The 19133-nt window shown below is 61.6% G+C and carries 19 protein-coding genes; 1 reads left to right on the top strand and 18 read right to left on the bottom strand.

Annotation, left to right across the window (positions count from 1 at the left end):
- On the bottom strand, positions 1 to 882 hold the full coding sequence (locus HIM68_RS07385; protein WP_172171049.1) for a hypothetical protein: 882 nt from the start codon (positions 880 to 882) through the stop codon (positions 1 to 3).
- Positions 883 to 7128: a phage tail tape measure protein gene (locus tag HIM68_RS07380; protein ID WP_172171047.1), complete on the bottom strand. Its 6246-nt coding sequence runs from the start codon at positions 7126 to 7128 to the stop codon at positions 883 to 885.
- Positions 7129 to 7183: 55 nt separating this feature from the next.
- Between HIM68_RS07380 and HIM68_RS07375 the strand changes: the two genes are divergently transcribed.
- Positions 7184 to 7507 (top strand): hypothetical protein, encoded by a 324-nt coding sequence (locus HIM68_RS07375; protein WP_172171045.1) that lies wholly within the window; start codon positions 7184 to 7186, stop codon positions 7505 to 7507.
- Here the strand turns inward: HIM68_RS07375 and HIM68_RS07370 are convergent, their stop codons facing one another.
- The 16 genes from HIM68_RS07370 to HIM68_RS07295 form a co-directional block, all read right to left on the bottom strand.
- A complete protein-coding gene (locus HIM68_RS07370) occupies positions 7508 to 7657 on the bottom strand; it encodes a hypothetical protein (protein ID WP_172171043.1) in 150 nt (49 codons plus the stop codon). It lies immediately after the preceding gene.
- Positions 7658 to 7818: 161 nt separating this feature from the next.
- Positions 7819 to 8463: a hypothetical protein gene (locus HIM68_RS07365; protein WP_172171041.1), complete on the bottom strand. Its 645-nt coding sequence runs from the start codon at positions 8461 to 8463 to the stop codon at positions 7819 to 7821.
- Positions 8464 to 8570: 107 nt separating this feature from the next.
- Complete coding sequence (locus tag HIM68_RS07360) at positions 8571 to 9089, bottom strand: hypothetical protein (protein ID WP_172171039.1); 519 nt, start codon at positions 9087 to 9089, stop codon at positions 8571 to 8573.
- Positions 9090 to 9091: 2 nt separating this feature from the next.
- Positions 9092 to 9307, bottom strand: coding sequence for a hypothetical protein (locus tag HIM68_RS07355; RefSeq protein ID WP_172171037.1), 216 nt, complete (start codon positions 9305 to 9307; stop codon positions 9092 to 9094).
- A gap of 303 nt (positions 9308 to 9610) precedes the next feature.
- Positions 9611 to 9952: a hypothetical protein gene (locus HIM68_RS07350; protein ID WP_172171035.1), complete on the bottom strand. Its 342-nt coding sequence runs from the start codon at positions 9950 to 9952 to the stop codon at positions 9611 to 9613.
- Positions 9953 to 10018: 66 nt separating this feature from the next.
- Positions 10019 to 10390 (bottom strand): HK97-gp10 family putative phage morphogenesis protein, encoded by a 372-nt coding sequence (locus tag HIM68_RS07345; protein WP_253903846.1) that lies wholly within the window; start codon positions 10388 to 10390, stop codon positions 10019 to 10021.
- Positions 10390 to 10830, bottom strand: coding sequence for a DUF6093 family protein (locus HIM68_RS07340; protein WP_172171031.1), 441 nt, complete (start codon positions 10828 to 10830; stop codon positions 10390 to 10392). Before HIM68_RS07340 ends, HIM68_RS07345 begins: the two co-directional genes overlap by 1 nt.
- On the bottom strand, positions 10827 to 11192 hold the full coding sequence (locus tag HIM68_RS07335; RefSeq protein WP_172171029.1) for a hypothetical protein: 366 nt from the start codon (positions 11190 to 11192) through the stop codon (positions 10827 to 10829). Before HIM68_RS07335 ends, HIM68_RS07340 begins: the two co-directional genes overlap by 4 nt.
- Positions 11193 to 11269: 77 nt before the next feature.
- Positions 11270 to 12361 carry a hypothetical protein gene (locus HIM68_RS07330; RefSeq protein ID WP_172171027.1) on the bottom strand — a complete coding sequence of 364 codons (1092 nt, stop codon included), beginning with the start codon at positions 12359 to 12361 and terminating at the stop codon, positions 11270 to 11272.
- Positions 12362 to 12387: 26 nt separating this feature from the next.
- Positions 12388 to 12732: a DUF2190 family protein gene (locus HIM68_RS07325; protein WP_172171025.1), complete on the bottom strand. Its 345-nt coding sequence runs from the start codon at positions 12730 to 12732 to the stop codon at positions 12388 to 12390.
- 1 nt (position 12733) lies between these two features.
- Positions 12734 to 13771 (bottom strand): hypothetical protein, encoded by a 1038-nt coding sequence (locus tag HIM68_RS07320; RefSeq protein ID WP_172171023.1) that lies wholly within the window; start codon positions 13769 to 13771, stop codon positions 12734 to 12736.
- The gene (locus HIM68_RS19320) at positions 13768 to 14820 is read right to left on the bottom strand and encodes a phage minor head protein (RefSeq protein WP_172171021.1); all 1053 of its coding nucleotides are present in this window, start codon (positions 14818 to 14820) and stop codon (positions 13768 to 13770) included. Before HIM68_RS19320 ends, HIM68_RS07320 begins: the two co-directional genes overlap by 4 nt.
- Positions 14821 to 14831: 11 nt before the next feature.
- The gene (locus tag HIM68_RS07310) at positions 14832 to 16385 is read right to left on the bottom strand and encodes a hypothetical protein (protein ID WP_172171019.1); all 1554 of its coding nucleotides are present in this window, start codon (positions 16383 to 16385) and stop codon (positions 14832 to 14834) included.
- Between the two features lie 17 nt (positions 16386 to 16402).
- Positions 16403 to 17905 carry a phage terminase large subunit gene (gene terL / locus HIM68_RS07305; RefSeq protein ID WP_367647462.1) on the bottom strand — a complete coding sequence of 501 codons (1503 nt, stop codon included), beginning with the start codon at positions 17903 to 17905 and terminating at the stop codon, positions 16403 to 16405.
- A 308-nt stretch (positions 17906 to 18213) separates the two neighbouring features.
- Positions 18214 to 18888: a hypothetical protein gene (locus HIM68_RS07300; protein ID WP_172171017.1), complete on the bottom strand. Its 675-nt coding sequence runs from the start codon at positions 18886 to 18888 to the stop codon at positions 18214 to 18216.
- Positions 18885 to 19031, bottom strand: coding sequence for a hypothetical protein (locus HIM68_RS07295; RefSeq protein WP_172171015.1), 147 nt, complete (start codon positions 19029 to 19031; stop codon positions 18885 to 18887). Before HIM68_RS07295 ends, HIM68_RS07300 begins: the two co-directional genes overlap by 4 nt.
- Positions 19032 to 19133: the final 102 nt, after the last annotated feature.

Raw genomic sequence — 19133 nt, 5'->3', positions numbered from 1 at the left:
TTATGCTCCTAGGCTTGTGTGGGCGGAACCCCAACGGATAGTGGCCGTGGCAGACCCGTCAACGGAGGTGCCACGGAATGTGAACTCGGATGCCCCAGCGGGGACTTGGATCTGATCGAGTCGGGACTTCCGGGTGAGCTTCCCGGCCAGGGACACACCGTCGTCGCGGGTGACGGTCTTGTTCATGGCGTCAATGACGACTGACCGGTCGTAGGCGAGGTTCGTGTTGAGTTCGATCTCCCAGCCATTGCCCGACACGACGGGCCGGTTGACGGTGCCGCGGATGGTGATCGTGACATCGGTCGTGGAACGTAAGCCGGGATTCGTGACGATGCCCTGGCGAATGCCACCTTTGAGAGTGACGATCGGTGACCGCATCGGTGACTTGATGCCTGCAGACTGTGGCGGGGTGATGGAGAGTGTGACCTCTCCCCCGCCGCCAGAGTCGGGGTCGCCGTAAAACAGTGCGTGTTTGCGGTCGAATACCGCGGTCCCGTCGGCGTGGAGGCGGGCGAAGATCTCCGTGTCATCAATGTCGAGGTCGCGGGGACGCCCGTAAGCGCGGACAGTGCGACCGTGGACACCGATCCCGAGGACCGACAACTCCCCCGGTTTCCGATCACGGGCGGTGGCCCAGGCGTTGGCGAATTCCGCCGCAGCCTGGGCCACCTCCTGGGCTGTCTGTCCCTTGAAGAAGACCCCCAACTTGATCGGTTGAGGGTCCATGAAGTCGCGTCCAAGGAGAATGTCATCCCCGACCGGGTTCGGTTGGTCCTGCACCCGCCACCTGATACCGGTGGCGTTGAGAGTGGCCACGTTGGCGTTGTGCCCACACCCGAACTTGTACCCGTTGATCGCGAACTCGCCGTTGTGGAGTTCCATTTAGCGTGCTCCGATCTTCTGAGACGACTTCGACAAACGTGACCGTGACTGGTCGTAACCGGCGGCGACTGCGGCATGGACAGCGCCAGTGAACTGGCCGGAGTCGGTGACGAAAGTCATCCGAATCCCGTCCATCGCCGCGGCCACGGCTTCTGGGGTGACCCCTCCGCCCTGTACCGCCTGAGCGACAGCATCCGTGAACGCGGACGCATCGAACGACGGCCACGACTGTGTCGGAATGTAGGTGCGGTTCGCGGCCATGAACTTCATCGAATCCGCGGTCGACATAACCTGTTCGCCGCCCTGGAAGTTGACGAGCTCCGGGCCCTCCTCACCGACAACTGCGAGGCCCTTCTTGGCACGCTCTGTGCCGCCCTCATACCAGTTGGAACGCTGATGATGAGCACGAGCCTTCGCAGGATTCCCGTACGTGGATTTGATGTAGTTCAAACCCCAACGAGCCTGACCCTCCACCGTGTCCTCAACAGGACCATGCAGAGAAGTCATCTTCTGGAACAAGCCTCGGGCCGACGAGGACGGGTTAGCGGCGTTCGGATTCCACGAGGACTCCTTGTTCACCAACCAGTCAATGTCGCCCCAGTACTTGCCCCACCCCATTTGCTCCGCGATTTTGCGGACAGCAGCCTTCACTGCGGGGTCGCCGGCAGTGGTTCCGGACACGGCAGTGGTTTTGCCGTACTCCTTCGCCTTGCCGATCAGGCTCTCGGAGACCTGGGACATGATGCCCTTACCGAGCTGTCCGGCAATCCCGTCCGGGAGTTGCTTGGCGTGTTTGGCGTAGATCTGCTGGGTCAGCTTCTCGGCCGCCTTGGCGTAGGAAGCCTGCAAGTCCGAACCGGCAGTCACACCAGCACGATCAAGGAACGGGTGAGACATTGCCCCGCCCATACCCGGCAGCCCGCCAGCCATGGCATCCGACAATGCTTGCCTTGCGGCGATATGGACGTGGTTGAAGTGCATGCCGCGGACGGCACCGGTGTAGTAGTGGTTCGAACCGTTCTTGATCTGCTTGCCGTTCGCGGGCGAGTAGATCAGTTCGGCGAGGTTCGCACCGTACTTATTGCGCCAGAAGTTGAAAATGTCCATCGACGGGGACACGTCGATCGCCATACCCCTGGAGTGGTACGAAGCGTTGCCCGACACTGTGCGGGAACCACCACGGTAAGCGGACGTGAGGCGAGCGTCCGGGAACTGGTCCCTGGTGATCGCCCAAAGGTTCCGCCACACACCAGCATCCGCGAACGCGTTCACACCCGGGATGCGACCGAACACGCCACCAGTAGCGAGTGCCTGAGACTGAGCATGCAGAAGATCGTCCAGACGCCCCTGACGTGCAGCATCGTTCTGAGCCTTCACGCCAGCCTCGCCGCCCATGGCGCGAGTCCACTCGGGGCGCATGATCGCTTCCCCACCGGACAGGTGCAGATTTCCGGCCGTGGGTGAGTAGAACTGGTGAACGTCCCTGCCCGGTGTGTACCCGGGCATGACACCACCGTCAGCGAACTTCAGCGACTTCGGTGCGTCGAGTTTCACGCCCACATCACCGAAAGCCTTGTTCACGCTGGCGGTGAACGAGGACAGGACACCGATGAGAGCATTCATCCGGTTTCCGAGAACGGGTTTCGCTTCACCCATCTTCCCGTTGATGCCGTCTTTGATGCCCTCCATGTTGCTGTTGGAGGTAGACAGCAAGGACTCGAACCCGCGTTTATTCATGCCCTTCAGGTCGACCAGACGCGTGTCATAGTCCTTGTACATGCCCGACATGGTGCCGTCGGTGTTCTTCCGCATGTCCGAGAACTTTGTTCCCGTCGTCGACTTCAACGACTCGAAATCCGTGGCGGACTTCGACAGCATCTGAGACTGCTTGTCGATGAGCATCAGCCGCATGAGTTCCTGCTGCTCAGTTGCAGCAGTCCGCTGGCCCGTCTGCTTTGCGAGCACTGTGGCCCGCATTGCTTCCTGCTGCGTCTGTGTGTCCAACAGCATTGCGGCGTGCTGAACCTGAGTGTCAGTGAGCTGACCGAGGTTCGCGGCTTGTGTCGCGGTGAGCATGCCCGTCTGGTTGAGTTGCGTATCCAGGAGCATCTGCGCCTGCGCCGCCTGCGTGTTCGCCAACATTCCAGCGAACCCATCAGACACAGCGAGCCCCATCGCCTGCATGGCTTCGAGAGTGGTCGTCGACATGTCCTGCATAGCAAGACCCGCCATGCCCTCGTCGTCAGCCATGACCGGGTTCACGCCCACGTCCATCGACATGTCAGTGGGCTGGAACGCCATCATGTTCGGGACAGCAGCCGACCCAAGTGCGGCGGCCGCAGACTGAACATCCGAAACACCACCGAGCATGCCCTGCACGAGCCCTTCAGCAGTGAACCCACCGAGCTCAGACATGACACGTGACGGCGAATGGATCCCGAGAACCTGCTTGAACGTCGATTCCATGGTCTTCGCGAGATTCGCGATCGCGGCTTCAACGTTCTTCTGCTTGCCCTCGAGGCCCTTCACTACACCGTCAGCGGCGGCGGAGCCTCCCTTGTAGAAGCCTTCCGTGACGTACTGGCCGGCCTGGTTGGCGTACTTCTCGTAATCCGACCATGCACCCAGGTACGACTTCCGTTCAGCGGCGGTGGCACCGATGAAGGAGTCGGCCATGTTGGAGCCCTCTTCGACTCCGGCCTGTGCGATCTCTTGGATGATGGCGCCGGGAATGCCGAGTTCGGTGAGCTTCTTCAGCTTGCCTGCGAACGCTTTCATGGCACCGACGTCCATACGCAGGCCCTTAGCGGCCTGTCCGAGGTTCGACTGCGACTGCCACTGGCCATCAACGCGGGTTTGGTACGTTCCCACATCAAGGTCACGGCCACCAAGCAGCGAGGACGCAACCGAGTCCTTGATGCCCTTCAGCTCGGTCGCCTTGTCCTGCGCCTTCTTCAGCCGGTTGTCGATACGCTCAGCCTGCGCGTACAGGCTGCGGAGGTTCGCTTCGAACTTCCGAGCCGAGGAATTCGCACGCGACCGCGAACCACGAGACAAGTCCTGATTCGAACCCAGATCGTACAGGCGGTCAACGGCCGAGTAGCCGCCAGACAGACCACCGGTCACCTGGTCACGAATGTTGCCGCGACGAAGGTCCACACGCAGATCCGTGCGGAGATCGTTCACACGGGCACGACGTTCACGCTCCTCCTTAGCGCGATCGGCGGCGATCTTCGCCGCACGCTCCTCAGCCTTCTGCTTCTCTTTGGCCGCCTTCAGAGACTTCTTCGACGACTCGAGTTCGTCCTCCGCGATTCGAACGCGGCGGTCAGCCTGCGCTTTCGCCTTCTTAGACTTCGCATCAGACTTCTCGCGACGGGCCGTACGGAGACGATCCTGTGCCGCGTCGACCGACTTCTCAGCCGACGCGATTCCACCCTTGGCCATGGGAATGGCTCCGGGCATACGGTTGAGAGCTTCGAGCATGATCTCCCAGGAGCGACGAGACCCGTCGAGCGGGATGAACGCCTCATCAACGTCCATGCGGTCACCGACGATTCGCCACGTGTTCGGCTTGACCATCTCGGCACCGGAGAAGCCACCGGCGGCCATCGGGGTGAGGATGTTGCCGTAGTAGTTCGGTTCCCACTGATTCAGGCTTCCCGGCTTCTTGCTCCGGTTCCTGTTCGGGTTGAGCAGGTTCTCCGGCATGTTCTTTATGCCGTTCTTCGGCTCAGTGACGTTGAAGACGACATTGACGCTGACCTTCTTCGGGATGCCGTTGACTTCATCCTTGGTCTTCTTCGCCTCTTTTCGGGCCGCGTCGTCCATCCATGACTTCACGCTGACGCCGTCGGGGATCTCGAGGATCTCCCGAGCCATCTTCTTGGCCTTCTCACCTCCGTAGCCGAACTGCTTACCGGCCGCGACTAGGTCGTCGTAGGTGTTCTGCAGCTGGCCCTGGACATCCTCCTGAGACCTGCCATGTTCGGCCATAGCCTGTGCGGCGGCGATGCCCTCGCTGGCGATACCGTCGAGGGCATCCTGGTTGTTGCGGCCCTTCTCGGTGGTGATGTCGAGAGAGGTGCCGTTCTCCTTGATGGAGTCAGTAACCGCGTCGATCGCGGCCTCGTACTGCCGCATCGCTTCGCGTTCATCCAGATTGGCGAGTCCGAGGGCCACAAGACCGTCGAGCATGTCCGACAAGGAGTCCGATGCCTCACCGGCTGCGCTACCCACGCCCTGGACAGCGCCTGCCGCGGCGTTCGCGTTGACGGGAAGATCTCCCAATGCGATCTTCGCCAGGGTGGCGTTGTCAGTCGCGTACCCCATGGCCTGGGCCTGCTCGATGAGTTGACCCTGCAGGGTGGGCATGCTGGCGATTACGTCGCCTGCGGAATAGTCGAACTCCTTCGCCGATTCTGCGGCGGCCCGGAAGTTCGACTCGAGCATGTCCATGTTGCCCGCGGACATCATCGAGCTCAGCGACTGGTCCATGGCTTCCATGGAGTCCTTCGCTAGCTCGGCGTTCGAGTCGAAGATTCCAAAGGCGGATCCTGCACTATCAAGGAACCCCATGAAGCCGTTCTGGTTGATGATGTCCAGGGCATCACCGAATCCATTGATATGAGCCGCGCCAGATCCTGTCACCTCAAACAACTGGTTCAGCGACGCGACACTCAAGCTGTTCTGATCGTCGAGCTGGATGAGCGCGTTCGTCAGTTCCTGCGTGCTCTTCACGTTGCCGGCGAACATGTCTGCAACCGCCCCTGCTGCGATCAGAGCGGTGACAGCACCTGTGGCGGCGACGGCGGCCTTGGTGACTCCACCGATTACGCCCTTTGCTTTCGATGCGCCTGGCAGTGAGAGAACCTTGTCCAGCGCTTCAGACTTCGTACGCAAGGTGTTGACTGCGTCAATGGTGTCGACGATGCGCGGGGCGAGAAGTAAGAATCCGCCAGCAGCGAGGGAGGCTGAGCCAACAACACCGGCGAGCGCACCACCGAGCTTGATTACAGGCTCCGGCGCCTGGCCAACGATCCCGACAAGATCGCCAACACCTTCGACAACACCGGCGACCGCAGGAGCGAAAGTGCCGCCCAGGGTGATTGCAGTGTCTTTGATCTGATTTCCGGCAATCTTGATTCGCGACTCGGCGGTTTCGTAGCGCTTCGATGCCTCCTGGACGAGGGCAGTGTTTTCCTCCCAAGCCGACTTGCCCATGTCGAGTGACTCGGTGAGGAGATCTCCGGCGCCGGCCAGCTGGAGCATAACCTGGGTTTCCTCGGTGCCCTTGATGCCGAGTTCTTTCATGGTCTCGACGACGTTGCCGCCGCCTTCCTTGACGCCATTCAGGCCATCAGTAAGCATCGCGACAGCGCGGACAGGGTCTTCTTCGTAGGCTTGAGCGAACTGTTTCGAGGTGACTCCGGAGACGCGGGCCAGCTCCTCCAGGCCTTCTCCGCCGTTCTTCACGTCGGCGTACATGCGGTTCATGACACGCGTCATCACGCCGCCGCCGAGCTCCGCTCGGATGCCAACAGACGCCATCGCGTTCGACAGGGCGAGGATGTCAGCCTCAGAAGCACCAGCGAGCTTGCCGGCACCGGCCAGGCGCTGGGCCATACTGAGAATGTCTTTCTCAGTCGATGCCCCGTTGTTGCCGAGCTCGACAAGCGTGGCACCGAAGCGGCCTACGTCCTTCCCAGCAGTGCCCATGACGTTGGTGATCTGAGCGATCGAGGTTGCTGCTTCTTCCGCGGTGAGGTTCGTGGCCTCCCCAAGGTCGATCATTGTCTTCGTGAATGACACAACATCATCGGTCTTCACACCCAGCTGCCCGGCCGCCTCAGCGACAGCTGCGATTTCTTCATGCGTTGCGGGTAGCGTCTTAGCGAGATCACGCAGGCCCGACTGAATGTCGGCCAGCTGACGGGGAGTGCCGTCGACAGTCTTCATCACGCCGGTCCATGCGGACTCCCAAGACATTGTCGCCTTCGTGGCGAGTCCCAGTGCACCCACAACGATGCCGCCGAACGTCGCGAGACCAGTGCCCACGGTAGTCATTTCTTGGCTGTACTGCTGAGCCGCCTTCATGGCCCTGCCAGCACCTGTCGTGGACTTGTCCCAGGCGGTCTCCGTTTTGTTCGCGGCGTCGACTGCAGCTTTGCCTGCCGAGGCCATGTCGGCCTTGAACTGGTTAACCTTCACCGACAGCAGAGCGGAGACGCTACGAACTTCGGACATGGCAGTGGCCTCCTATATGATTTGGGGACTACAAGCGGGATGAATAGGACTAACCATGGCCAGGACGAGCAGGCACGGAAATCCGTACAAACCTGTCACTGACTTCTCAGGAGCTCGGCCTGATAAAGCAACGGCAGACGGCAGGGAGCGTCAATACACGAGGCTCAAGAAGCGTTCGGTTCTGCTTCTCTTGATTGCGATCTGTTCCGCGGTCCTCTATTTCGTGCTCTTGCTCGTGGGCCACTTTGCGGTTCCGTCTGCGTCGGCGGTGGCCTTACAGGTGATCTTCACGATCCTCTTGGCTGTGTCGCTTTTTGTGGCGGTCGGTTCGGCTTTTGCTGCTCTCGTCGTGCGACTGGTGGCTGCGCTCAAGCGTTAGTCAGCCGTCGACAACGACGTAGGTTTTCGTGCCACTGTCGAGGGTCTTCGCCTTGCCGGAGTCCTGGAATTCCTCGATCTCCGCGCACGCCATGCATCGGGTATTCCTGACCTCGTAGTCGTGTGGGTGCTCTCCGGACGAGAGGGACATTGGCTGACCGCACCCCTGGCATAGATCCGCCTCATAGAGGGTGAGTGCCAGGGCAAGGGCGCGGTCCTTTTGAGACCACTTCTTCCCGGGCTTCCGTTCCCCGCGCAACACGGACACGGCTTGTCCCCATGCTCGTGCTGCGCGGGTTTCGGTGAGTGCGCTTAGTCCTCGACCGTCGGCCCAGGCTTCCGCGATTTTGGGATGAGCTCTCCAGGATCGGTGCTCGTCAGTTCGTAGAACGCGTTGTAAAGCTTGTCCATCTGAGGATCACCAAGCTTTTCAGACACAACACGCATCTGATCAGGAGTGAACGCACGTTCCCCCGCGTCAGTGACGACTGCATGGGAGAGGATGTGGATGCCCGCTTCTTTGCGAAGGATAGCGTCAGACGCTGCGGTTGATGCTCGGCGGACGGCTTCGCGGATCTCCTTGCCGTCGCCGATCTCGGCACGCTTGCACTCTTCACGCGCATAGCCAGCAGCATCTTTGGCAGCCTGATCAGCCCGGTCTTTCGCGGCCTTGCGGGCTTCCTTGGTGATCTCTTCGATCTTGTCCTGCTCAATCGCTTGGACGATGAACTCCTCCGCGGAGTCCTGTAGTTCAGCCTGGAGACGGTCACGTTTCTCTGCCAGCTCTGCGCGCTCAGCACCGGCGTCGAGGGTCTGCTCTTCGTCAGCGTCACCGAGGAGTGCAAGGTCTGTTTCGACCGCTCGGAGGCGGCCGGCGGCTTCGGCGTTCTTGAAGATTGTGACTGGGGTTTGTGCTGCGCTGATTCCTGCGATGAAATCGTCGGGGTTGAAAGCCATTTTCTGTTCCTCCATGTGAAAGTTGTGGGGTTCTCCATGTGCGGGGTAGACCAGTGGGCAGGCCATGGAGGAACCTGCCCACTGGGGTCTTGGGGATGATCCGAAGATCAGGGAGTGGTGCTGGCGACGACTCCGTGGAGCTCCATCTCCTGGAACGCGCACGTCACCTTCCGCTTCACATATCCGGTGCGGTCGATGTGCGTGGGATTGTCGGCGATGCCGTGGAAGTACTCGTACTCGTCGCCAGTCGCCCAGTCTTCCTTCGAGGTCTTCGAGGTCTCGCGCTGAACGAGGTACACCTGTGTGCCCTTGAACTTCACAGCCTCGTAGGCCTTGCCCTGGTCTGAGGTGACGTCGAGCTTGTGGTCCTCGTCGTAGTCGAGGAAGAGGGTGAATTCCATGGTGCCGTTACTGGCGCCCCAGGTGGTGGCATTCCCTTCCTGGCACAGGGCCTTCTCGTCGACGGACTCGGAAGTGGCGGCGCCGACGTTGTAGTCGGACATCATGATCGCGCAGGACGCGTCGATGCCGGCTTCGAGTTCGGCGAGGGTGATGGCTTTCGGGTTGGCGGGCGCGGTGGGGAGGATGGTGACCTTGGTCTTTCCATCTGCGAGTGGTGTGGGCATGGTTACTTGCCTTCCTGCTTGTTGACGACCTCAACGACTGAGGCGACTTCGGGGGATGCGGTGGGTCGGGTCGGGGCTGCACTGCGGACCTGCGGCTTCGCCGCGGGTGAGAGCGTTTCGGGGAAGATCGCGAAGTGAGACTCGGGCACCTTGTGCGGGAGTTTGTCCCCGGTGCGTTTGTCGTAGGCGTTCTTGAAGTGGTCGAAGGTTTCGGCCATAGCGACTCCTTTTCGGGCACGAAAAAGCCACAGGTTCGCCGTGGCTTGCGGGGTTGTGCGATTAGAGTGGTTTCACCATCTGTCACAAGGGAGTGAAAAATTGGGGGCTAAGTGGGACAAAGATCCCGGCAAGGTGATCAAGTCAATTGCCGACGGTGAAGTTAAGCGGGCGAAAGCGATCGCAGAGGGACTAAATCGCTCGTCCACGCCAGCAGAGCTGCAGGCACATATGAAGCGGTCCGGTGAGTCCATGTCACTCACTGAAGCGCGCAAGTGGATGAAGGGGTGATCGTCCGGTCTTCCTCACGGTTGCTGGAACTCGAATGACAGTGGCAGATACAGCCGCGCCGGGCTTATCTGGTTGTCGGTCTGAACTTTCAGGAACGGTTCGACGTGCCGGTACTCTCCCCCACCGGGAGCGGGGGCGCGGTGGAGTTTGAGGATGACCTCTTGTGAGAGGTTGCGAACTGTTCCCGCTGTCGCGCCGGCGGCCGTGACCGTGAGCGCCCCAGCGGTCTCCTGCTTCGAGTAGTCGAGTGGTTGTTCGTCGTGCTCGCGCAGCGGCTCGGTCCACACGGCCAGGTATGGCTGGATGAAGCCGCCGGTCGTGGTGGGAACACTGTCTGGGACGCGCCCGTCGTGCACGTCAACGCCGATCGATTTCAGCCTGTCGAGTGTCCAGGTGTTGAGGGTGATGATGTCCGTGTTGGCTCACCCCTTCCATGTGCCATCGACGATGTTGCCGAGGGCTTTCTCGAACCCCGGAATTCTGCGGTCGAATGCCGGTCCTACGAATGGGCGGGGCGGCATTCGCGATGTTCCCCATTCGTTGTAGCCGGCGTATTCGACCGTGGGTCCGATCTCTGCAGAAGATTCGCCGGGTCGATGAGTGACGTCGTAGCCGATGGAGTTGATGAGGTTGCCGGTGTCGATCACACCTTTGTCGAATGCGATCTTCTTGGCGTCTCCGGAGATGTTGGCGGCCGTCTTCTCGACGACGAGCCGTCCGCCTCGGTTGGCGTCCGCGCCCATCTTCGTGAGGTCGTTGCCGAACTGGCGGAGCTCACTGGCGTCGAAAACCATCACGCAGCCCTCACTTCCTGTCCGTTCACGTCCTGGCACAGGTAGTCGCGTGTCCAGTTCGTGGTCCCCGATTCGGCCACAAGCACTTGGAGCTCTCGCCCGTTCAAGTTCGGGTCGTCCGGGTTGTCTAGCACCTTGATCGTGGTTCCGTAGTGCAGCCATTTCGCGGCAATCGGCACCGATACCCGGTGGGTGGCAATGACTTCGAGACCATCAGCCACCAACACTGGTCGGGACGATTGGGTGAGGAACTGCACCGAGCACGGCGCGGACTCCCAAATCGGGGAGACTTCCGGTTCTTGCGGTGCGGGCCAGTCAGGAATACCGCCGAGCGTGTATGCGGTGCATTCGCCGGTGAGGAACCCGTACGCGGTGGGGCGGTGTGTGTCCGCCCAATGGTCGGGGATCACTTTGAGGCGGCCGCGGGCGATGCGAGTCATAACCGCATCTCCTCACCCTCTTGTGAACCGTCCCCGTCGAGGTTGAAGGCTACGAAGAACGGTTCGTCGTCCTCAGTGTCCTCTTCCTCCTTGGCCCGGGACCGGAGTGCTGTCGCGTGTTTGCGGAGCGCGTCCGCGACAGCCGGCCCATCTGATGAGCGGTCCTGAGTGGTGATCTTCTTCGACAGGAGTGCTTCGTTCGACGCGATCGCGTCCAGGGCGTCCGCAGCCGCCCGCAAGACACTGTTGCGAGCAATGGTGAGGAAGCCGAGGATCTGGTCGTCGTCGAAGTCTGGGTCATCCGCGTTGGTGTCGCCGATGATGAGCCGCACCTGGCTCACTGGTTCGTTGTAGTCGACCATCACAACTCCTTGGTTGTGCCGTTCCCCGCCCCGCTGGATGGTGGTCACAGTGGGGCGGGGCCCGTGCTCAGATGGGGTCAGGAACCGGTCGATGCGTAGGCGACGAGCGCCTTACCATCAGCGTCTACGAGACCCTTCGCGGCACCATCGACGGAACGACCGCGGAAGTCGATCGTGTCGTCGTGGTAGGAGCCTTCCTCGAACGGGATTTCGCCGCCGCCAACTCGGTTGCCCTGGTCGCGCTTGGTCCGAATGTCCACGTTCTCGTGGCCGAGCAGCTGAGCGTGAATGACAGCGAAGTGGTCGCTGGACTTGTTCGCCAGCAGATACCAGGTGGTGCCACGCTTGGCCGACTTATCGATTTTCGCCAGCCACTTCGCGACAACCACAGTCACGAGTCCGCGGAATGGGTTCTCCATGCGGGTCTTCGTGACCTTGTTTCCGTCAGTGACCTGCAGTTCGAGTTCAGCTGCGTTAATGATGTTGTTCGCCTCGATCTGCAGGGTCGGGGGAACGACGAGCACGAGGCCGGTGGTGTCGACGAGGTCGCCACGGTGGTCTTCCTTCAGGGCGAACGACTTCACGGCGTCCTGGAGATTGACCGGGGTGAGTGGCTTCGTGTCGACAGTGTCGAAGAAATCAGCACGGGGGCCGGTCTCGGACACGAAGGTTTCGAACACATTCCGGTTGGAACGCTCCGTGGCACCGTTGCCGAGACGGCGGGGGAAGTCGGCCATTTCGGTGAAGTCACCGGACAGTGCGAGCTCCCACGTGTACCCGAAGCGGCGACCGTACTTGCCGACCTTGTACTCGACCTCGAGTTCGTCGAGATTGTCAGCCTTGTACTCTTCGCCTTCACCGACTTCTTCGAATTCGGTGTTGCCGAACAGGTCGCGCAGCTTCTTCGGTCGGAAGTCGGAAACCTTCTTCTCGATCGCGAACGCTTCGTACTCCTTGACGGCGTCCTTCTGAGCCTGAATGGCTTCGACTTCGAACCCCTTCGACAGGAGGATCGGGAAGTCGCTGGTGGACATGGCCTCACGGAACTGGGCAAGTCCGAGGTTGGTGCCCTTCTGGGCTTCGTTGAACAGTTTGGCGGCGCTGAGCACCTTCTGCTTCATGTTGGGGGCTGTGCGGAATTCCGCCTCAGCCAGCAGATCAAGTTCCATTGTTATCTCCTAAGAGTGTGGTGGGGTCAGGCGCCGGCGGCGGGTGCGGGTGGGACGGCACCGAACGGTGCGACTTCGGCAGGGCCGGTGCCGGTGGCCTTGGCCTGGTTCGACACACCCCAAGGGGTGTCGTTCGCGGTTGCGGTGAGACCACTGGAGCCGAGGTAGACGACCTGCCCTTCGGTGAGGGCACCGGTGACGTCGATCTCCCAGGAGCCGTCGAGCCACACGGTGACTCGGTCGCCCTGTTCGGCGTCGATGAGAGCGACACCCCGGTAGGCGCCGATCGCGACAGCCTGACCGGACTTGTAGGCCTTGTCGGCGGTGAAGGCGATGTGCTTGTTCTCGGGGTACTTCTGGTTCTTCGCCATGTCAGGCTCCCTTCAGGGCTGTGAGTTCGTCGTACGACGGCAGCTCAGCTTCGGTGGCAGTGGTGTCGGTGGTGATGGGTCGGGACTCTCCCAGACCACGAACCTGACCGGTACCGGCTGTCTTGGTTTTGTAGTCCTCGGCGAACGTCCGGGCCTCCTTGATCAGGTCGTCCCCGGTGGCGTCGGATTCGGCGAGCCGGTCGATGAGCAGGTCTTTGACCATGCCGGGGTCGACTCCGTCGAATGCTTCCTCGACGACGTTCGCGACTTCAGTTCGGCGGGCTTCCTTCGCCTTGGCGGCCTTGAGTCGGGCGATTTCGGCCTTGAGTTCGGCGTTCTCCTTGCGGAGTCGTTCGAGTTCACTGCCGCCGCCGTTGCCACCGCCACTGTTGGGTGGAGTGGGCTTCTGCGAGTCGGCTTCGTCGACCCGGCTGGTATCCGTGATTTCGTCAGCCATTGCGGCTGCCTCCTTCGTTTCGGAATGGATGTGATCCTCCTCAGCCGGGGCCGAGGCAGGTGTGTTTGGGCGAAAGATCTCCGCGATTTCGTCGAGCGTGGACGGGCGTTCGGATTCGAGGACTTCGAGAACACGACCACCTCGGCCCGCACGGGTCACGAAGTCGATTGAGCGGCCTTCGACGAGGCGCTTCACGACGCGGCCACCGTCAGCTTCTTCGACTTCACCGGAGGCGCGAATGCTGATGCCGATTTCCTCGCGCATGGATTCGAGAATGGGCCGCCAATGCTCGAAGATCTTCGCCTCAGCGACGAGGGCACCGTGCTTGTCGTCCCAGCGGGCGTCTTCGGTGAGGACGCCGGCAAGATCCTTGATGGATCCTTCGGGACGTTCCCAGTCCTGTGATTCGGTGGCGTGGTCGACCATCATCATGGTCCCGGCAGGGAAGACTCGATCCTTCGCGGCTGCTTCGAGCACTTCTTGTGGGTAAGAACCGGAGCTACCCTTGCCGGGTGAAATGGCTTGGATGAGCCAGCGGCCGCCTTCTTTGGTGAGGGTGCCGGATTCCTTGATCTGGGTCATTGGTTCGCCTTCCTGCGGAGGTCTGCGAGTGGGGTTGCCTGATACGAGGTCCGCCAGTCGGGGTTGTCGACGCGGCGGGCCATGTCGGCCAGGCTGATTTGCCCGTCTTGGAGCATCCGGTATCGGTCGGGACCGAGGGCGGCAACAGCGTCGTGAGGGTTCTGGTCGATCCAGTCCGAGGCTGAGGGGGTGATGTCGGGTGGTTCGTCGATGTCGAATCCGAGGTCGCGCCAGGACTTTGTTTTGGGGATGAACGTGCACCGGCCGTTCTGGTGATCGAACGGCCCTTCGGTGTCGGGCGGGTACTCGGTGCCGTGCTTCGCAATGCACGACGGGCAGGTGCGGAATGAGAGTTCTGCATGCCACACGACCGCGGTGACGGCCGGGTTGGCGATGTTCTGTGCTCGGTTCGCGGCCCTGTGCGCATCCAGCTGTTCAGTGCGGGCGATGCGGAGAGCTCGTGTGAGTCCCCCGTTGAAACCGGAGCGTGTTCGTTTGAGCATCTCCCGTGCTGCCCTGTCCGGGTGCCAGCCACTCGGGACTGCACGGATGAGCGCACTCTTCATCGCGTCGACAGCTTCATCCGACAGCAGCAGGGATGAGGCGTGGATCTGACCGAGGGACCGTTCGATTATCTGCTCAAGAGCTGGTTGGTCGACACGCGTAAACGATGGGAGCAGTTTGGAGTCAACGGGCGGCATTTGGGACGCCGCAACACCGGTGGTGAGGTCCGCTGTCCGTTCGACGACTTCGCGCACCGAATCCTCGAGTAGTGGCCCGAGTTCGGCGGCGAGTTCACGCAGTTTCGCCGCGGTCATCGCCAACGCTCGTTGGGTGCGGGCCAGGTTCGTGATCTGAGCCGGTGTGAGCGATTCGCCTGCGGCTTTCCTTGCGAGGATGACGGCGATCGTGTCCTGCCATTCCTGGGCGACTTCCTGCCAGGCTTGCGCCCAGCGGGCAGTGAGTGCCCGGGTGGAGGCGTCCACGTAGTCGTCGACCATGGCCCTGAGTTCGGCGGCCCGACGTAACGTCAACTCTGTGATTGCCACGCCGGCACCTCCTACTGGTTGAGCACTGCTGCGGGATCCTCGCCACGGTTGTAGGCATCCACGGCCGCATCCCCCGCGCTGATGTTTGGGTCGATGAAGTTGCCGGCATCGTCGGTGAACTGGTCGAGGATTTCGTCGACATCCCTGACTCCGAGTGCACGGAGCAGGAGACGCATCGTCTCCAACGGTGGAAGCTTCTGAGTGGCGTCCGCGTCGACAATGGCCTTCACCATGACGTCGACCGGAGTTTCGTCAATGTCGGGCCAAGTGATCGTCAAAGTGCGATCCGATTCGCCCTGCAGGATCACTTCTTCCTGCTGAGTGAAGTGGTCGACCTGGGTGCCGCCCTTGAGTGGCCCCTGTGGTGCAAGGACAGCCTGGTCGATGACGTGGCCGAGAATCGCTCGGTACGCTTCCGTCCACACTTCACGACGACCGTTCATTTCAAGACGGGTCGGCTGATCCAGGGTTTCCGCGACGGCTCGCGCACCTGTCTGGCCCGGATCCGCGAGAAGTGTCGTGACTGGCAATCCGAAGGCCGCGGCGATCATCGTCGCCAGCGGCCGGCCAGACTCAGCGTCGATCGTGGCGCCGGACTTCGGGACCGCTTCGAGCTGGGTGCCTGCATCCATTCCGACCACACCGCCGGCCTCGGTCAACCCGTTGAGGGCAGTTCGTGCCTGCTGGGAGCCGGACCTCTTGCCCGACATCTTCCAGGCGATGCGCGACAGAGCCTTCATGAGCTTCGCCCAGTCCTCAAGGAACTCCCGATACGCTCGGGCCCAGGGCAGGGCAGCGTAGGCGTCACCCACACCGAACTTGCCCACCGCGTTGACCCGGATCTGCAGGACTGGTGCAGACCAGTCGACAGGGTTGCCGTCGATGACGGGGAACTTCCGGGTCGGTTTGTGCCCGAGCGCCGGATACCAGGTGGTCTTCTGACGAGTGGTGACTTTCGCGGTGCGTTCACCGATCGTGGTTTCCACATAGTCGCGGCGGTAGAACCAGGCTTCGGACTTGTCTTCGGGGTTGGTGATGATGTCCGTGACCTCGATGGGGTCGAGGGTGCGGATGCGACAAAACCCTGTCTGCGGGTTGCTGAACACGACCGCGTACACGTTGCCGTCAGTGCCGAGCTGCTTCTCCAGCTCTTCGTGCGCTTGCGCACCTGTGAACGCTTTACGGTTCCCTTGATCGTCGAGGAAAGCTTGCACCACAGCGTTGACGTCCTGTGTGCCCGATTCTTTTCCGTCAGGAGCTTGGATTCCGATTCCCTGCCCCCACACGTAGCCTGCCCGGATGGAGAGTCCACGCTTCACGAGAGGGTTGAGGGTTGCCATGGCTCGGCATAACTGTGCGGCTTGCCGTCGGCCCTCGGAGCTCATTTCCTGTTCGAAGTTCTGCCCGATTTGCACCCAACCGCGGTCTTCCCGATACAGGGCTTCCATGCTGTGGGCGGCTTCCTCGAGCCGGAACTGTGCCGTGTTGAGTTCAGCCTGCATGCGTTTGAACTCTGGAGTGTCACTTACTGATTCTCGGAGGCCGAGCCAGTCGAGCATGCCCATGCGGGCCTCCTTTCCAATCAGTACGGGGAGATGGACCATTCGCGGTCGTCCTGCCATTCCTCGGCAACAAGGTCGGCCTGGTCGATGAGGCCGTGCAGGAGTAGGTAGGACACGGCCTGTGAGAGTGCGTCCACGGTGTCGTCGTGGGGACTGTTCGGGAACGACTTGGTTTCCTCGAGCAGGTCGCCCGCGTTCGGCAGTAGAGCCGCGTCGGGTAGGTGCACGTTGCGGGCGAACACGAACGGGCTGATCGCGTTCGCCCGGGCTAGTTTGGAGCCTTCGGGTTCGATGGGGATCATGCCAGCGACTTGCTTCGCCAGGTGTGCGAGCACCGCGGAACCGTTCGCTTTGTCTTCGATGAGTTTCGCGGAGGCCTGCGGCCATTTCGCGGTCATCGCTTTCACTGCATCAACGGTGGCGTTGAAGTTCAGTCGGTCGCGGACTTGGTCGAGGAGGTACGCGTTAATACCCACGCGCAGCCATACTTGCCCGACCACGAAGTCGGATTCCTTGGTGTCTTTGAACGCCATGTCCCAGGACTGGATGAGTTCGTACCCGTTCTCGGCCAGACCGGGGATGATGCGTGAACCGTCGGGGCGTTGCACCCACATGGGTTGCTGGTAGCGTGCCCAGTCCTCTTCGGGTGGGAACACACCACCTTCACCGGGGCTGGGTTGGCCTTGGTAGAGGCTGGCCCACGTCTTCGGTCGGGATGCTTTCTTCCGGGACTCCCACTGGGCCAGGGTGCGTCCTCGGGCGGAGATCATGAACTCGCCGGGTTCGCGGTCGAGAATGTCGGTCTCGCCCTGTTCGGGACGGTGGTCAGCTTGGGCGGGAATGTTGAGGAAGTCCCAGTCGGTGTCGGCTTCTGCGAGGAGGCGGCCGGCGAGGTCGTCGGCGTGCCACCGGGTGAGGATGACGATGACTGGTGCGCCGGGTGCGAGCCGGGACAGTGCGACGTCTGTCCACCATTCCCATGTTTTTTCGCGGATGGTGGGGCTGTCGGCTTGTTCGCGGCCTTTGATGGGGTCGTCGATGAGGAGGAGGTCGACTGGGCGGCCGGTCATGGCGCCGCCGACACCGGTGGAGAACATGCCGCCGTCGTGGCCGTCGAGCTGCCATTCGCGTTGTGCTGACACGTCGTCGCGGATGGTGAGGCCGATGTCGGGATTTTGGCGGATGTCGTCGCGGACTGTGCGACCCCAGCGTTCGGCGATTCGGGCTTCGTAGGAGGCCATGGCGATGCGCAGGTCACGGTTTTGTGTGAGTGCCCAGAGTGGGAACCGGCGTGATGCGCGTTGGCTTTTGCCTTCCTGGGGTGGCATGGAGATGATGAGCCGCGAGTCTGGGGTGTTGAACGCTTCGACGAGTTTTTGGTCGATGAGTTCGAGTGCTGGGGTTTGTTTGGTGCGGTGGTCGAGGTGTTGGGCCATGGCACCGGGTGTGTCCCAGACGGGTGCGTTGTCGACCTTGTGTGCTTCGAGTTTGTCTGCGAGCGCCGTCATCCAGTCAACGGACACGACGCACCTCCATGAAGTTGATGCCGGTTTTGAGTCGAGTGCCGGCGAACTCGTAGCCCGGCACGGTAGGTAGCGATGCCCGGTGCGGAGCTGCTTGTGGTGATCCGGCTGGCCTCCCGGTTCGGCCCGTTTTCGCTCGTGTCGGGTCACGTTGGTTTGAGTGCCCCTCGGAGCCAGCAGCAGCGCGTCTTCAACGAGGGGCGTGGGGACGCATTCCGCGGGTAGAAAAGTGACGAAACACCCCGGGAATGCGAAAGATGGACCGGTGCCCGTAGACACTTCGACCCATCTACCGCATAGCTAATCCCCTAACCTGCTTTTTGTCCAGATCGACACCCCGACTTCTTTGCCCTGGTGAGAACTTCTTGCACACGGAACAGTGGCCGTCGCCCATCCTTGCCGGAGGGTGTGAGTGCTGCCAGCTGATGGAGGGTGCCAGCGGCGACTTTCCGTCGATCAACTTCCACGAGCTTGAGGATCTGTTTCGCGGTGATGGGGTGATCGTGGAGTTGGGTGAGCGCGGTGGCGCAGTCTTCGGCGGTGAGGTCTTGGTTGAGGGTGTCCTCCGGGTGGACGGCTCTGGCGAGGTCGGGGCGGCGTGCGCTGACTCCGCGGTTGACGATGCGGGCGAGCGCGTCGATGGCTTCTTCGACTTCGAGAATGAAGTCGTCGTAGGCGGGGTGCAGGGCGAGCCAGTCGGCCTGTTGGAAGGTCCATGCGGCGATGGCGGTGGTTTCGTCGCGGCTATCGTAGTCGACTCCCCGTTCTTCGACGATGAGGAGTGCCCAGGATGTGAGGATTTGTTTGAGGTTGTCGCGGGCGTCGATGGTGTCGTGGTGGAGTGGTGCCCGCCATCTGCCGTCGCTCCCTCCGCCTGTGTCGCTGAGTCGTTGCACACTGGCTGTGGGGATGCTGGCTTCGATGAGGTCGCTGATGCGGTCGCAGAGCGCCCGGATGCGTCCGGCTGGGGTTGGGTCAGTCATCGGACCTCCTTGACGGACTCGATGAGCACACTGTGCGACCAGAACTTACGGAAGTCGTCGTACTTCGCCCCGAATGCGTCACGTAGCTTGTCCGTAGCCTCGTCGATGGTTTCGGCGAACACTGATGCTGGCACTTTGCTCACGTACTCTCTGTTGTACGTGTCGCGCCTGCGCACGATGCAGGTGAACTCATATCTCGGCCCTGACGGGGGAACGACCAGCTCCGGTCGTGGCGGCTGGAACAT

It is taken from the genome of Brevibacterium sp. CT2-23B, assembly GCF_013168765.1.
GTDB classification, from domain to species: Bacteria; Actinomycetota; Actinomycetes; order Actinomycetales; family Brevibacteriaceae; genus Brevibacterium; species Brevibacterium sediminis.
This window is presented reverse-complemented; position numbering and strand designations above follow the sequence as displayed.

Excerpts from the sequence above, each read along its gene's own strand:
- HIM68_RS07385 (WP_172171049.1), bottom strand. The coding sequence starts at position 882 with ATGGAACTCCACAACGGCGAGTTCGCGATCAACGGGTACAAGTTCGGG.
- HIM68_RS07380 (WP_172171047.1), bottom strand. The coding sequence starts at position 7,128 with ATGTCCGAAGTTCGTAGCGTCTCCGCTCTGCTGTCGGTGAAGGTTAAC.
- HIM68_RS07375 (WP_172171045.1), top strand. The coding sequence starts at position 7,184 with ATGGCCAGGACGAGCAGGCACGGAAATCCGTACAAACCTGTCACTGAC.
- HIM68_RS07370 (WP_172171043.1), bottom strand. The coding sequence starts at position 7,657 with ATGTCCCTCTCGTCCGGAGAGCACCCACACGACTACGAGGTCAGGAAT.
- HIM68_RS07365 (WP_172171041.1), bottom strand. The coding sequence starts at position 8,463 with ATGGCTTTCAACCCCGACGATTTCATCGCAGGAATCAGCGCAGCACAA.
- HIM68_RS07360 (WP_172171039.1), bottom strand. The coding sequence starts at position 9,089 with ATGCCCACACCACTCGCAGATGGAAAGACCAAGGTCACCATCCTCCCC.
- HIM68_RS07355 (WP_172171037.1), bottom strand. The coding sequence starts at position 9,307 with ATGGCCGAAACCTTCGACCACTTCAAGAACGCCTACGACAAACGCACC.
- HIM68_RS07345 (WP_253903846.1), bottom strand. The coding sequence starts at position 10,390 with ATGGTTTTCGACGCCAGTGAGCTCCGCCAGTTCGGCAACGACCTCACG.
- HIM68_RS07340 (WP_172171031.1), bottom strand. The coding sequence starts at position 10,830 with ATGACTCGCATCGCCCGCGGCCGCCTCAAAGTGATCCCCGACCATTGG.
- HIM68_RS07335 (WP_172171029.1), bottom strand. The coding sequence starts at position 11,192 with ATGGTCGACTACAACGAACCAGTGAGCCAGGTGCGGCTCATCATCGGC.
- HIM68_RS07330 (WP_172171027.1), bottom strand. The coding sequence starts at position 12,361 with ATGGAACTTGATCTGCTGGCTGAGGCGGAATTCCGCACAGCCCCCAAC.
- HIM68_RS07325 (WP_172171025.1), bottom strand. The coding sequence starts at position 12,732 with ATGGCGAAGAACCAGAAGTACCCCGAGAACAAGCACATCGCCTTCACC.
- HIM68_RS07320 (WP_172171023.1), bottom strand. The coding sequence starts at position 13,771 with ATGACCCAGATCAAGGAATCCGGCACCCTCACCAAAGAAGGCGGCCGC.
- HIM68_RS07310 (WP_172171019.1), bottom strand. The coding sequence starts at position 16,385 with ATGGGCATGCTCGACTGGCTCGGCCTCCGAGAATCAGTAAGTGACACT.
- HIM68_RS07300 (WP_172171017.1), bottom strand. The coding sequence starts at position 18,888 with ATGACTGACCCAACCCCAGCCGGACGCATCCGGGCGCTCTGCGACCGC.